The sequence below is a fragment of the Nocardia sp. NPDC050712 genome (assembly GCF_040654295.1).
GTDB lineage: Bacteria > Actinomycetota > Actinomycetes > Mycobacteriales > Mycobacteriaceae > Nocardia.
In genome coordinates this window covers 164,095-178,362 of record NZ_JBFAHT010000003.1, presented here as the reverse complement: position 1 = coordinate 178,362, position 14,268 = coordinate 164,095, and the positions used below count along the sequence as shown (strand labels likewise).

At 66.3% G+C, this 14,268-nt stretch carries 9 protein-coding genes; 8 read left to right on the top strand and 1 reads right to left on the bottom strand.

The annotated features are described in order from the left end of the window. Positions 1-38: 38 nt before the first annotated feature. The 8 genes from AB0H76_RS21150 to AB0H76_RS21115 all read left to right on the top strand — a co-directional run bounded on the left by AB0H76_RS21150 (position 39) and on the right by AB0H76_RS21115 (position 13,290). The gene (locus AB0H76_RS21150) at positions 39-3,545 is read left to right on the top strand and encodes a DNA-directed RNA polymerase subunit beta (protein WP_357326547.1); all 3,507 of its coding nucleotides are present in this window, start codon (positions 39-41) and stop codon (positions 3,543-3,545) included. Between the two features lie 118 nt (positions 3,546-3,663). Then, a complete protein-coding gene (locus AB0H76_RS21145; RefSeq protein ID WP_357326544.1) occupies positions 3,664-7,617 on the top strand; it encodes a DNA-directed RNA polymerase subunit beta' in 3,954 nt (1,317 codons plus the stop codon). Between the two features lie 152 nt (positions 7,618-7,769). Beyond that, positions 7,770-8,378: a Uma2 family endonuclease gene (locus AB0H76_RS21140; protein WP_357326541.1), complete on the top strand. Its 609-nt coding sequence runs from the start codon at positions 7,770-7,772 to the stop codon at positions 8,376-8,378. A 79-nt stretch (positions 8,379-8,457) separates the two neighbouring features. Next, positions 8,458-9,222 carry an N-acetyltransferase gene (locus AB0H76_RS21135; RefSeq protein ID WP_357326538.1) on the top strand — a complete coding sequence of 255 codons (765 nt, stop codon included), beginning with the start codon at positions 8,458-8,460 and terminating at the stop codon, positions 9,220-9,222. Further along, positions 9,219-10,208, top strand: a complete 990-nt coding sequence (locus AB0H76_RS21130) for a pirin family protein (RefSeq protein ID WP_357326535.1) — start codon at positions 9,219-9,221, stop codon at positions 10,206-10,208. The genes AB0H76_RS21135 and AB0H76_RS21130 overlap by 4 nt, the downstream gene beginning before the upstream one ends. Positions 10,209-10,349: 141 nt before the next feature. After that, positions 10,350-11,582 (top strand): FAD-dependent oxidoreductase, encoded by a 1,233-nt coding sequence (locus AB0H76_RS21125; RefSeq protein ID WP_357326532.1) that lies wholly within the window; start codon positions 10,350-10,352, stop codon positions 11,580-11,582. Positions 11,583-11,668: 86 nt separating this feature from the next. Beyond that, entirely contained in the window at positions 11,669-12,289 is a 621-nt protein-coding gene (locus AB0H76_RS21120; protein WP_357326529.1) for a hypothetical protein, read from the top strand. Positions 12,290-12,405: 116 nt separating this feature from the next. Beyond that, entirely contained in the window at positions 12,406-13,290 is an 885-nt protein-coding gene (locus AB0H76_RS21115) for a bile acid:sodium symporter family protein (protein WP_357326526.1), read from the top strand. A gap of 164 nt (positions 13,291-13,454) precedes the next feature. Here AB0H76_RS21115 and AB0H76_RS21110 read toward each other — a convergent pair whose 3' ends face one another. Beyond that, a complete protein-coding gene (locus AB0H76_RS21110; protein WP_357326523.1) occupies positions 13,455-14,198 on the bottom strand; it encodes a helix-turn-helix domain-containing protein in 744 nt (247 codons plus the stop codon). Between the last annotated feature and the right edge of the window lie 70 nt (positions 14,199-14,268).

The window sequence follows — 14,268 nt, the reverse complement described above, 5'->3', positions numbered from 1 at the left end:
CAAGCGACGGCCGCGGACCACCACGCGGCGCGCGTGAGGTGCTGGAAGGACGCATCTTGGCAGTCTCCACCCAGACCAAGGCAGTTGCCGGAATCCCCGGAGCCCCTAAGCGGGTGTCTTTCGCGAAGATCCGTGAGCCCTTGGAGGTGCCCGGACTTCTCGATCTACAGACAGATTCTTTTGCATGGTTGATCGGCTCGCCGTCATGGCGTGAGAAGGCCGCCCTGCGCGGCGATGGCGGCCTCGTCGGCGGCCTCGAGGAGGTGCTCGAGGAGCTTTCACCGATCGAGGATTTCTCCGGCTCCATGTCCCTGTCGTTCTCGGATCCTCGTTTCGAAGAGGTCAAGGCCTCGATCGACGAGTGCAAAGACAAGGACATGACCTACGCGGCGCCGTTGTTCGTCACCGCGGAGTTCATCAACAACAACACCGGTGAGATCAAGAGCCAGACGGTCTTCATGGGTGATTTCCCGATGATGACCGACAAGGGCACGTTCATCATCAACGGCACCGAGCGCGTCGTCGTCTCGCAGCTGGTGCGTTCGCCGGGCGTCTACTTCGATCACAGCGTCGACAAGACGACGGAGAAGGACCTGCACAGCGTGCGCGTCATCCCGTCGCGCGGCGCGTGGCTGGAGTTCGACATCGACAAGCGCGACACCGTCGGTGTGCGTATCGACCGCAAGCGTCGTCAGCCGGTCACCGTGCTGCTCAAGGCGCTGGGGTGGACGAACGAGGAGATCGTCGAGCGTTACGGCTTCTCCGAGATCATGATGTCGACGCTGGAGAAGGACAACACCGCCGGTCAGGACGAGGCGCTGCTGGACATCTACCGCAAGCTGCGTCCGGGCGAGCCGCCGACCAAGGAGTCCGCGCAGACCCTGCTGGAGAACCTGTTCTTCAAGGAGAAGCGCTACGACCTGGCGCGCGTCGGTCGCTACAAGATCAACAAGAAGCTCGGCATCCACGTGGACGAGCCGGTCACCAGCTCGGTGCTGACGAAGGAAGACATCGTCACCACCATCGAGTACCTGGTGCGCCTGCACGCCGGTGACCGGAACATGACCGCCCCCGGCGGCCAGGAAGTCCCGGTCGGCGTCGACGACATCGATCACTTCGGTAACCGTCGTCTGCGTACCGTCGGCGAGCTCATCCAGAACCAGATCCGCGTGGGCCTGTCCCGCATGGAGCGCGTGGTCCGCGAGCGGATGACGACTCAGGACGTCGAGGCCATCACGCCGCAGACCCTGATCAACATCCGCCCGGTCGTCGCCGCGATCAAGGAGTTCTTCGGAACCTCCCAGCTGTCGCAGTTCATGGACCAGAACAACCCGCTCTCGGGGCTGACCCACAAGCGCCGCCTGTCGGCGCTGGGCCCCGGCGGTCTGTCCCGTGAGCGCGCCGGCCTGGAAGTCCGTGACGTCCACCCGTCGCACTACGGCCGCATGTGCCCGATCGAGACCCCGGAAGGCCCGAACATCGGCCTGATCGGTTCGCTGTCGGTGTACGCGCGGGTCAACCCGTTCGGCTTCATCGAGACCCCGTACCGCAAGGTCGTCGACGGCCGCGTCACCGATGAGGTCAAGTACCTCACCGCCGACGAGGAGGACCGGCACGTGCGCGCGCAGGCCAACTCGCCGGTCGACGCCGAGGGCCGCTTCCTCGAGGACAAGGTGCTCGTGCGCCGCCTCGGCGAAGAGGTCGAGTTCGTCACCGCCGCGCAGGTCGACTACATGGACGTCTCGCCGCGCCAGATGGTCTCCGTCGCGACCGCGATGATCCCGTTCCTCGAGCACGACGACGCCAACCGTGCCCTGATGGGCGCGAACATGCAGCGTCAGGCCGTGCCGCTGATCCGTTCCGAGGCGCCGCTGGTCGGCACCGGTATGGAGCTGCGCGCCGCGGTCGACGCCGGCGATGTCGTGGTGAACGAGAAGCCCGGTGTGGTCGAAGAGGTTTCGGCCGACTACGTCACCGTCATGCACGACGACGGCACCCGCAAGTCCTACCGGATGCGCAAGTTCAACCGCTCCAACCAGGGCACCTGCTCCAACCAGCGCCCCATCGTCGATGAGGGTGTGCGGGTCGAGCAGGGTCAGGTTCTGGCCGACGGCCCCTGCACCGAAAACGGTGAAATGGCTCTGGGCAAGAACCTGCTCGTGGCGATCATGCCGTGGGAAGGCCACAACTACGAGGACGCGATCATCCTGTCGCAGCGCCTCGTGGAAGAGGACGTCCTCACCTCGATCCACATCGAAGAGCACGAAATCGACGCCCGCGACACCAAGCTGGGCGCCGAGGAGATCACCCGGGACATCCCGAACGTCTCCGACGAGGTGCTGGCCGATCTGGACGAGCGCGGCATCGTGCGCATCGGCGCCGAGGTCCGCGACGGCGACATCCTGGTCGGCAAGGTCACGCCGAAGGGCGAGACCGAGCTGACCCCGGAGGAGCGCCTGCTCCGCGCGATCTTCGGTGAGAAGGCGCGCGAAGTGCGCGATACCTCGCTGAAGGTGCCCCACGGTGAGTCCGGCAAGGTCATCGGCATTCGCGTGTTCTCGCGCGAGGACGACGACGATCTGCCTCCGGGCGTCAACGAGCTGGTCCGCGTCTACGTGGCCCAGAAGCGCAAGATCCAGGACGGCGACAAGCTGGCCGGCCGGCACGGCAACAAGGGTGTCATCGGCAAGATCCTCCCCACCGAGGACATGCCGTTCATGCCCGACGGCACCCCGGTCGACATCATCCTGAACACCCACGGCGTCCCGCGTCGTATGAACATCGGCCAGATCTTGGAGACCCACCTCGGGTGGATCGGCAAGACCGGCTGGGATGTCGAGAACGGTGCGGACGGCAACCGTCCGGACTGGGCCAAGTCGCTGCCGGAGGAGATGATCGCGGCTCCGGCCGACAGCAACATCGCCACCCCGGTGTTCGACGGCGCGCGCGACGAGGAACTGACCGGTCTGCTCGGATCGACCCTGCCGAACCGTGACGGTGAGCGCATGGTCAACGCCGAGGGCAAGGCCATGCTGCTCGACGGCCGTTCGGGTGAGCCTTTCCCGTACCCGGTCGCGGTCGGCTACATGTACATCCTGAAGCTGCACCACCTGGTCGACGACAAGATCCACGCGCGTTCGACCGGCCCGTACTCGATGATCACCCAGCAGCCGCTCGGTGGTAAGGCGCAGTTCGGTGGTCAGCGATTCGGCGAAATGGAGTGCTGGGCCATGCAGGCCTACGGCGCGGCCTACACGCTGCAGGAGCTGCTCACCATCAAGTCCGATGACGTCGTGGGCCGCGTGAAGGTCTACGAGGCGATCGTCAAGGGCGAGAACATTCCGGAGCCGGGCATTCCGGAGTCGTTCAAGGTGCTGCTCAAGGAACTCCAGTCGCTCTGCCTGAACGTCGAGGTGCTGTCGTCCGACGGCGCCGCGATCGAGATGGGTGGCGGCGAGGACGAGGATCTCGAGCGTGCGGCGGCCAACCTGGGCATCAACCTCTCCAGGAACGAAGCAGCCACCATCGACGATCTGGCGAACTAGGCGGTAGGTCGAATGCCGTTCTCCTCAGGACTTTCGAGAGAACGGCATTCGGCTCCGCGTTCCACCGACTAGTGAACTTTTTGCTCGAATTCGACCCGAATAGGGGAAAGGAAGTTACGTGCTAGACGTCAACTTCTTCGATGAACTCCGGATCGGCCTTGCCTCCGCCGACGACATCCGGCAGTGGTCCTTCGGCGAGGTCAAGAAGCCGGAGACCATCAACTACCGCACGTTGAAGCCCGAGAAGGACGGCCTCTTCTGCGAGAAGATCTTCGGTCCCACGCGGGACTGGGAGTGCTACTGCGGCAAGTACAAGCGCGTCCGCTTCAAGGGCATCATCTGTGAGCGCTGTGGCGTCGAGGTGACTCGCGCCAAGGTGCGCCGTGAGCGGATGGGCCACATCGAGCTGGCCGCTCCGGTTACCCACATCTGGTACTTCAAGGGCGTTCCGTCGCGCTTGGGCTACCTGCTCGACCTGGCGCCGAAGGATCTGGAAAAGATCATCTACTTCGCCGCCTACGTCATCGTCGGTGTCGACGAGGAGCTGCGCCACAACGAGCTCAGCACCCTCGAGGCCGAGATGGAGGTCGAGAAGAAGGCCGTCGCCGATCAGCGTGACGCCGACCTGGAGGCCCGGGCCCAGAAGCTCGAGGCCGACATCGCCGAGCTCGAGGCCGAGGGCGCCAAGTCCGACGTGCGCCGCAAGGTCAAGGACGGCGGCGAGCGCGAAATGCGTCAGCTGCGCGACCGCTCGCAGCGTGAGCTGGATCGTCTCGACGAGATCTGGACCACCTTCACCAAGCTGTCGGTCAAGCAGCTCATCGTCGACGAGCTGCTCTACCGCGAGCTGGTCGACCGCTACGGCGAGTACTTCACCGGCGCCATGGGTGCGGAATCCATCCAGAAGCTGATGGAGAACTTCGACATCCACGCCGAGGCCGAGAACCTGCGGGAGACCATCCGCAGCGGTAAGGGCCAGAAGAAGCTGCGCGCGCTCAAGCGGCTCAAGGTCGTCGCGGCCTTCCAGACCAACGGCAACTCGCCGATGGGCATGGTGCTCGACGCCGTACCGGTGATCCCGCCGGAGCTGCGTCCGATGGTTCAGCTCGACGGTGGCCGTTTCGCCACCTCCGACCTGAACGATCTCTACCGCCGCGTGATCAACCGCAACAACCGCCTCAAGCGACTGATCGATCTGGGTGCGCCCGAGATCATCGTCAACAACGAGAAGCGGATGCTGCAGGAGTCCGTGGACGCGCTGTTCGACAACGGCCGTCGTGGCCGTCCGGTCACCGGGCCGGGTAACCGCCCGCTGAAGTCCCTGAGCGATCTGCTCAAGGGCAAGCAGGGTCGTTTCCGTCAGAACCTGCTCGGTAAGCGCGTCGACTACTCCGGCCGTTCGGTCATCGTCGTCGGCCCGCAGCTGAAGCTGCATCAGTGTGGTCTGCCCAAGCTGATGGCGCTCGAGCTGTTCAAGCCGTTCGTGATGAAGCGTCTGGTCGATCTGAACCACGCGCAGAACATCAAGTCCGCCAAGCGGATGGTCGAGCGTCAGCGTCCCCAGGTGTGGGATGTCCTCGAAGAGGTCATCGCCGAGCACCCGGTGCTGCTGAACCGCGCGCCCACCCTGCACCGCCTCGGCATCCAGGCTTTCGAGCCGCAGCTTGTCGAGGGCAAGGCGATCCAGCTGCACCCGCTCGTCTGTGAGGCGTTCAACGCCGACTTCGACGGTGACCAGATGGCCGTGCACCTTCCGCTGTCCGCGGAGGCGCAGGCCGAGGCCCGCATCCTGATGCTGTCCTCGAACAACATCCTGTCGCCGGCCTCCGGCCGCCCGCTGGCCATGCCCCGTCTGGACATGGTGACCGGCCTGTACTACCTGACTCGCCTGGTCGATGGCGCCAAGGGTTCCTACCGGCCGGCCGGCAAGGACAACGCCGAATTCGGCGTCTACTCCTCGCCCGCCGAGGCACAGATGGCCGTGGACCGCGACGAGCTCACCGTGCGTTCGCTGATCAAGGTCCGTCTGACCGAGCAGCGTCCGCCGAAGGAGATCGAGGACGAGCGGTTCCCGGACGGCTGGAATCGCGGCGACGCGTGGACCGCCGAGACCACCCTGGGTCGCGTGCTGTTCAACGAGTTGCTGCCCGCGGATTACGCGTTCATCAACGAGCAGATGCCGAAGAAGCGTCAGGCCACGATCATCAACGATCTGGCCGAGCGTTACCCGATGATTGTCGTGGCGCAGACCGTCGACAAGCTGAAGGACGCGGGCTTCTATTGGGCCACTCGCTCCGGTGTGACGGTCTCGATGACGGACGTTCTCGTTCCGCCGGAGAAGACCGAGATCATGGAGCGCTACGAGGCGCAGGCCGATCAGATCGAGAAGAAGTACCAGCGTGGTGCTTTGGATCACCAGGAGCGCAACAACGCCCTGGTCAAGATCTGGCAGGAAGCGACCGAAGAGGTCGGTACGGCACTGCGGGCGCACTACCCGCCGGACAACCCGATCATCACGATCGTCGAGTCGGGCGCGACCGGTAACTTCACCCAGACTCGTACCCTCGCCGGTATGAAGGGCCTGGTTACCAACCCGAAGGGTGAGTTCATCCCGCGGCCGATCAAGTCCTCGTTCCGTGAGGGCCTGACCGTTCTCGAGTACTTCATCAACACCCACGGTGCCCGTAAGGGTCTGGCCGACACCGCGCTGCGTACCGCCGACTCGGGTTACCTGACCCGTCGTCTGGTGGACGTCTCGCAGGACGTCATCGTGCGCGAGCACGACTGTGGCACCGAGCGCGGCATCGTGGTGCCGATCGCGGAGAAGATGGCCGATGGCTCGCTGATCCGGGACGCGCACGTGGAAACCTCCACCTACGCACGCACCCTGGCGACCGACGCGGTCGACGCCAAGGGCAATGTCGTCGTGGCAAAGGGCGCCGATCTCGGCGATCCGGCGCTGGACGCGCTGCTCGGCGCCGGTATCACCGAGGTGAAGGTCCGCTCCGTGCTGACCTGCACCACCGGCACCGGCGTGTGTGCGACCTGCTACGGCCGCTCGATGGCGACCGGCAAGCTGGTCGACATCGGCGAGGCCGTCGGCATCGTCGCCGCGCAGTCCATCGGTGAGCCGGGTACCCAGCTGACCATGCGTACCTTCCACCAGGGTGGTGTCGCGGGCGATGACATCACCGGCGGTCTGCCCCGTGTGCAGGAGCTCTTCGAGGCTCGTGTGCCCAAGGGCAAGGCGCCGATCGCGGAGATCTCCGGCCGCGTGCGGCTGGAGGATGACGATCGTTTCTACAAGATCACCATCATTCCGGACGACGGCTCCGAAGAGGTTGTCTACGACAAGCTCTCGAAGCGGCAGCGACTGCGGGTGTTCAAGCACGACGACGGCACCGAGCGTCTGCTCTCCGACGGTGATCATGTCGAGGTCGGCCAGCAGCTGCTGGAAGGCGCGGCGGATCCGCACGAGGTGCTGCGCGTGATGGGCCCCCGTCAGGTGCAGGTCCACCTGGTCCACGAGGTCCAGGAGGTCTACCGCTCGCAGGGTGTGTCGATCCACGACAAGCACATCGAGGTCATCGTGCGGCAGATGCTGCGGCGCGTCACGATCATCGATTCGGGCGCCACGGAGTTCCTGCCCGGCTCGCTCACCGAGCGCGCCGAGTTCGAAGCCTCCAACCGTCGCGTCGTCGCGGAGGGCAACGAGCCCGCCGCGGGCCGCCCGGTGCTGATGGGTATCACGAAGGCGTCGCTGGCGACGGATTCGTGGCTGTCGGCGGCGTCCTTCCAGGAGACCACTCGAGTCCTGACGGACGCGGCGATCAACTGCCGCTCCGACAAGCTCATCGGCCTCAAGGAGAACGTGATCATCGGCAAGCTGATCCCGGCCGGTACCGGTATCAACCGCTACCGCAACATCCAGGTGCAGCCGACCGAAGAAGCCCGCCAGGCCGCGTACGCGGTGCCGTCCTACGACGACACCTACTACAGCCCGGACAGCTTCGGCGCCTCCACCGGTGCCGCGGTGCCGCTGGACGACTACGGTTTCAGCGACTACCGCTAACCAGTAGGCAGGCAAGCGCATTCGGCCCCCGCTCCGTCAGGAGCGGGGGCCGAATCGCGTTCCGTTGAAGTGCGAATTCGCCTGCGCTCGATCGAGTAGGTTGCGTGGGACACTGGAGCCGAGTGCGGGGTCGGGCTAGCGAAGGAGTGAAGGTGACGGCACTTCCAGAACCGGAGCAGCGGTGGCCTGCCGCTATCGCGTCCAGGCGGCCGTTGACCATCTCCGACTACCTGGCGCTCGGCGAGGACGATCAGTTCCGCTGGGAACTGCAGGAGGGGGTTCTCGTGATGTCTCCGTCGCCGACACCGTCGCATCAGAAGGTGGGCAGCAGGCTCGACCACCAGTTGGAGGTCCAGCTTCCGCCGGAGCTGATGTCCTTCACGGCTGTCGATGTGGATCTGGAACTCGTGCCCGAAGAAGGTCCGGCGACGGTTCGCTGCCCGGATCTGGTCGTGGTGGATACCGCCGAGCACAAGCGGGTGCAGGCGGAAGGCGGCATTCTGCGCGCCTCGCACGTACACCTCGCTATCGAGATCGTGTCGCCGGGCTCGCGGCGGATGGATAACAAGATCAAGCGCAGTGAGTACGCCGACGCGGGCATCGCGCAGTACTGGATTATCGACCTCACGCCGCCGATCAGTTTGCTGCCGTTACGTCTGACCGAGGAACTCGGCTACGTCGACAACGGAGAAGTGACCGGGGCGTATACGACCGAACTGCCATGTCGGCTCACCATCGAGCTCGATCGGCTCGTTCGATAGCAAACGGACTGCGGTCCGGAACAATTCGGGTAGTGGACTGGTTATCCGGGGTATGGACTCAGTAGTTCCGGAACGTCGCGTGTGGATCGATAAGCAGCATCCGGAGGTCTTTCGCGCGCTGAACGGCGTGGCGGTGGCGGTCCGGGCGGCGGTGGCCGCGGCGGGGCTGGATCGGAAGCTGATCGAGCTGGTGAATGTCCGGGTGTCGCAGATCGATGGGTGCGCCACCTGCTTGGACGTGCACCATCGGGCGGCGGTCGCGGCGGGGGCCTCGGAGCAAGAGCTGGCGGTGTTGCCGGCTTGGCGGCGGACGTCGTTGTTCACCGCGGGGGAGCGGGCGGCGCTGGCGCTGGCCGAAGTCACGGCCGCGTTGCCGGACGAGGCGACGATGGCGCGTGAGTACGCTTTTGCCAGGCGCTCGCTCACCGACGCGCAGCTGTCGGCCGTGATCTGGGTGGCGACGACGATCGCCGCGTTCAACCGCGTCTCCATCCTGAGCGCGCATCCGGTACGAGTACAGAAGGAGCAGAATATGACCGAATCGACTCCCGAGACCACGGTTGTCCGCAACGACGAGAAGAACCGGTACGAGGTCTCCTACGAGGGCAAGCTCGCGGGGTTCGCCGAGTACGAGCAGCGCGGCGACGAGACGGTGTTCACCCACACCGAGATCGACGACGCCTTCTCCGGCAAGGGCCTGGGCAAGGTGCTGGCCAAGGCGGCCATCGAGGACACCATCGCGCTGGATCGGGTGATCCGCCCGGTGTGCCCGTTCATCAAGGCCTACCTGGACAAGCACCCGGAGTACGACGCGAAGGTGGTCGGTAAGGGTGTCACTCGGTGAGTGACCTGGAGGAGCATCCGGCGGAGCAGCTCTGCGAGCCGGCCGCGGGTCCGGGCCCGGTCGCCGAGCTGTTCCCGGCCCGCGAGGTACCGCTGGGTGGTGTGCGCGGCGTGTTCGTCGAACGTGTGCTGCCGCAACGGGATCTGCCGACGGTCGGCGCGTGGTGCTTCTTCGACCATTTCGGCTCGCCCACGGTCACCAAGACCGACGCGCCGCCCGATATCGATCCGCACCCGCATATCGGTTTGCAGACGGTGACCTGGCCGTTCACCGGCCAGATCCGGCATCGCGATTCGGTCGGCTCGGATGTCGAGATCCACCCGGGTCAGCTCAACCTGATGACCTCCGGGCGCGGGATCGCGCACTCGGAGTACTACTCCGCCGACGCCCCGGCCGGTCACGGCCTGCAGCTCTGGATCGCCCTGCCCGGCAACGCGACCGGGGTCGACCCGCATTTCGAGCAGCATCGCGAGCTGCCGGTGTACCGGGCCGCCGGCCTCCAGGCGATCGTGCTGATCGGTACGCTCGCGGGCCACACCTCACCGGCTCGGGCCTACACCCCGATCGTCGGCGCCGACGTGCGCGTCGAGCCGGGCGCGGAGGTGACGCTGCCGCTGAATCCGGCCTTCGAGCACGCGGTGCTGCTGATCGAGGGTGATGCGACCATCGCCGGCGCCCCGCTCGCTCCCGGCCCGCTGCTCTATCTGGGCACCGAGCGAAACGAGTTGCGGCTCACCAGTTCCGCGGGCGCGCACTTCCTGCTGATCGGCGGCGAGCCGTTCGGCGAGGAGCTGGTGATGTGGTGGAACTTCGTCGGCCGCAGCCACGAGGAGATCGTCGCGGCTCGCGACGACTGGGAGGGCCACGAGGTGCGGCGCTTCCCGGATATCGCGGGTCATCCACCGGAGCAGCGCATTCCGGCTCCGCCGCTGCCCGCCCTGCATTTAAAGCCGCGCAAGCGGCGGATCGGCGCGGAACGCTCCTGAATTTCGCTGCTGAACAACGTGTTCCGGCCTCCACCTGTCAATCGGGTGGAGGCCGAATCATTTCCGGATTCGGCTCTCGACCGGCGCGACTTTATCTACTACGGTTTGTCGTAGATCTGGAGTCGCATAGAGGGGGCAATCATGGAGAACACCACGTGCTGCATAGTCGGCGGCGGTCCGGCGGGCATGATGGCCGGCTTGCTGCTGGCGCGCGCCGGCCTCGAGGTCACCGTGCTGGAGAAGCACGCGGACTTCCTGCGCGACTTCCGCGGCGACACCGTGCACCCCTCCACTCTGCGCCTGCTCGACGAACTCGGCCTCGGCGCCGAGTTCGCCGAACTCCCGCACCGCAAGCTGGAGCAGATGCGGATGCAGATCGCCGACTGCACCATCGTGGCCGCCGATTTCGCGCGCATCCCCGGCGCGCACCGCTACATCGCCATGGTGCCGCAGTGGGACTTCCTGGACCTGCTGGCCGCCGCGGCCGCGGCCGAACCGTGCTTCACCCTGCGCATGTCCACCGAAGTGACCGGCCTGCACACCGATTCGGGCCGGGTGACCGGCGTCGACTACCGCACCGCGGACGGAACCCACGGCCGTCTCGGCGCGGATCTGGTGCTCGCCTGCGACGGCCGCGATTCGGTCGTGCGCGCCGCGGCGGGACTGCGGCAGCACATGTTCGAGGTGCCGATGGATATCTGGTACGTCCGCATCCCGATGCCGGCGCGCCGCCGCAACGACAGCATGGTGTTCGCCAGTTTCGGCGACGGCCGGGCCGCGGTCACCATGGATCGCGGCGACTATCTGCAAACCGGTTACCTGATCGAGAAGGGCGCCGATCACGCCCTGCGTACCCACGACATCCAGTGGTTCCGTACCGAATTGGCGGAGCTGTTCGGCTGGGAGGCGGACGCGCTCGCCGCGCTCCGCGACTGGGACGACGTCAAGCTGCTCGAGGTGTCCATGGGCCGGCTGAAGCGCTGGTACACCGACGGTCTGCTCTGTATCGGCGACGCGGCGCACACCATGTCGCCGGTCGGCGGTGTGGGCGTGAACCTGGCGATTCAGGACGCGGTAGCCGCGGCCCGCATCCTCGCCGAGCCGTTGCGGCGCGGTGCCGCAACGGTTTCGGAGCTGGCCCGGGTGCAGCGCCGGCGAGCGCTGCCGACGGCGCTGATCCAGCGGTCCCAGCTCGGCGACCACGACATGCTGCTGCGCCCCGCGCTGGCTGGCACCCTGACCGCGGTGCCGGCGCCGTTGCGGCTGGTCGACAAGTTCCCGCCGCTGGCCGGGCTGACCGCCTATCTGGGCGGGATCGGCCTGCGCGCCGAGCACGCGCCGGACTACGCCCGCCGTCCGCAGCCGGTCGGCTGAGCGAACCAATCCGTTTGTGCCCCTATTGATGTCGCCGCCGCGTGGGTATCTTCGTACGAACCAATCAGCGCGCTGAGGAGTTCACGATGAGGATCAGCAGAATCGCCGCGACGGCCCTCGCGGCCTTGGCGGCCACCGGCCTGGCGAGCGGCGTGGTGCACGCCGAGCCGGTCGATACCCCGCTCGACCTGCGCGGCAGCTTCAAGGACGTGGCCTATCAGGTCGCGGTCGCGCAGGATCACAAGTCCACGATCACCACGCTCCAGCACGGCCGTTTCGCGCTGGTCGCGGACAACAAGGTGGTGACGGTCGCCGACGACGCCGGGAACGTGATCGCGGCGCTGCCGATGACCATCGACATCGAGGGCCGCAAGATCGATCTGCGCCCGGTCATCGAGGAGGCGGGTACCCGCCTGTCGCTGGCCCCGTCCGTCCCGGCCGACGCTCCGGTGCGCGATATCAGCTCGCAGGAGCGCTTTTTCGCCGATATCGAGCGGTATCAGCCGCAGATCCTGGAGGGTGCGGCGATCGGTGCGGCGATCGGCTTCCTGGCCGGATTCCCGTTGGGGCTGTTCGTCTTCGATGTGGTCACGGTGCCGATCACCACGGTGGTGGGCGGTGTCATCGGCGCCTTCGCCGCGCTGCACCAGGCCGGTGGTCAGGAATCCATCGACGCGGCCGTCGCGTACGTGACCGGTCAGCCATAAAATCTGGCCGGCTATTGCGACGCTCGTCACAGTCCGGCTATCCTCAGCAAATTCTGACACCCGCCGGGTTCAGATATCTCGGCTGCTGAGGGCCGGATGAGTGATGAGGACAAAGCATGAATTCTCCCCTGGTATCGGTGGCGCTACCGCTCGCGCTGGCCGTGATCATGTTCGGGCTGGGGCTGTCGCTGACGGTCGAGGACTTCCGGCGCATCGCGCGCAATCCGAAGCCGGTGGCGGTGGCGCTGGCCTGCCAGCTGCTCATCCTGCCCGCCGCCGCGTTCGGGCTGGTGCTGCTGTTCGACCTGCCCCCGCTGCTCGCGGTCGGCATGATGCTGCTGGCGGCCTCGCCCGGCGGCACCACGGCGAACCTGTTCAGTCACCTGTTCCGCGGCGATGTCGCGCTGAATGTGTCACTCACGGCGGTGAATTCGATCGTCGCCGTCGTAACCCTGCCGCTGGTCACCAATTTCGCCATCGACTACTTCGAGCCGGGCGGCAGCGCGGGTGACGTCGGCCTGCAATTCGGCAAGGCCGCCCAGGTTTTCGCGATCGTGCTGATCCCGGTCGCGCTGGGCATGCTCACCCGCAACCGCGCGCCCGGCTTCGCGGAGCGGATGGACCGCCCGGTCCGGATCGGTTCCGCGGTGACGCTGCTGCTGGTCATCGTGGGCACCATGCTGGCCGAGCGGGAGAACCTGACCGGCTACCTGGTCGACGTCGGCGCCGTCACCACGCTGTTCTGCCTGATCAGCCTGACCGCGGGCTATTTCGTGCCGCGCTGGCTGGGCGTCACCGACCGGCAGGCGATCGCCTGCTCGATGGAGATCGGCATTCACAACAGCACGATCGCGATGACGGTGGCGATCAGCGTGCTCGACAGCACCGAAATGGCGGTTCCGGCGGCGGTTTACGGCGTGCTGATGTTCCCGCTGGCGGCGGCGGTCGGCTGGTTGATCACCCGGCGCGCCGTGCCGGCCGAGACGACCGCGCAGGCCTAGCCCGGCCCTGGCACGGCGTGCGCTGCTGCCCCATTCCCCTCCGAAGGGGCATCGGCGCGGTATGAATACAACCGGAGCCGCTGGTCACGTGTCTACCGAAAGTGGCTGGTACCGATGACGCGGTGTAGTGCGGACCGAACGCTTGACTGTGCGGCACTGGTCAACTAGGTGAATTCGTGGTGCACGATGCCCATGATCAGGATGCCGGGCCGCTCGTGCAGTTGCGGCCACAGCATGATCGTGTCCTGCACCAGCACTTCGCGGTGCTCGTCGGCCGGCCGGACCCGGCGGAACGGGTCGGGGCGGGCCGAGTAGACGACGCCCGATTGCCAGAGCGGCCAGAAATGGTCCAGATGCTTGACGCTGTCGAGGATTTCGGCGGCGCTGTCCTGGCAGCCGGGCCGGGCCGCGTAATCGCGGAACAGCCCGACCATGACCGCTATTTCCCGTTCCCAGGCGGGGTGGGCGGCCCGGGCCTGCTCGCCGAGCCACCAGTGCAGCATGTTGGGCGCTTCGAGCAGTCCGGGCCACAAGCGGCGGAACTGGGCGTTTGCGTGGGTGAGTTTCCAATCCAGGACGCGCCCCGCCGCATGCGGCGCCAGCGCCTCCAGCATCCGCGGCAGCATCTCCTCGGGGACCGGCACCGTCGTCGTGGAGGTGACAGGTCGCCCGGCCAGCATCAGCAGATGGTTCTGTTCGTCGCCGCGCAGGTGGAACAGGGTGTTCAGCCTGGTCAAGATGTTGTCGTTGGGATTGGTGCGCTCGCCCGACTCGATCTGACGGATATAGCTCTCGGCGACCGGGATTTCGAGCGCCAGCTCCCGGGCCGACCAGCCGAGCCGCAGTCGGCGCACCCTGACGAAATCCCCGAGCGTCGGTAGCGGTGGTATGGCCACACTCGCCGTCATGCACACACCCTCCCATCAGGACCGCGACCATCACGCCGAGTTGTGATGGAAGTCACTTCAGATTGTAGGT

What these genes read in the sequence shown, in the direction of transcription:
- AB0H76_RS21125 (WP_357326532.1), top strand. Translation starts at nt 10,350, where the DNA reads ATGGAGAACACCACGTGCTGCATAGTCGGCGGCGGTCCGGCGGGCATG.
- AB0H76_RS21120 (WP_357326529.1), top strand. Translation starts at nt 11,669, where the DNA reads ATGAGGATCAGCAGAATCGCCGCGACGGCCCTCGCGGCCTTGGCGGCC.
- AB0H76_RS21115 (WP_357326526.1), top strand. Translation starts at nt 12,406, where the DNA reads ATGAATTCTCCCCTGGTATCGGTGGCGCTACCGCTCGCGCTGGCCGTG.
- AB0H76_RS21110 (WP_357326523.1), bottom strand. Translation starts at nt 14,198, where the DNA reads ATGACGGCGAGTGTGGCCATACCACCGCTACCGACGCTCGGGGATTTC.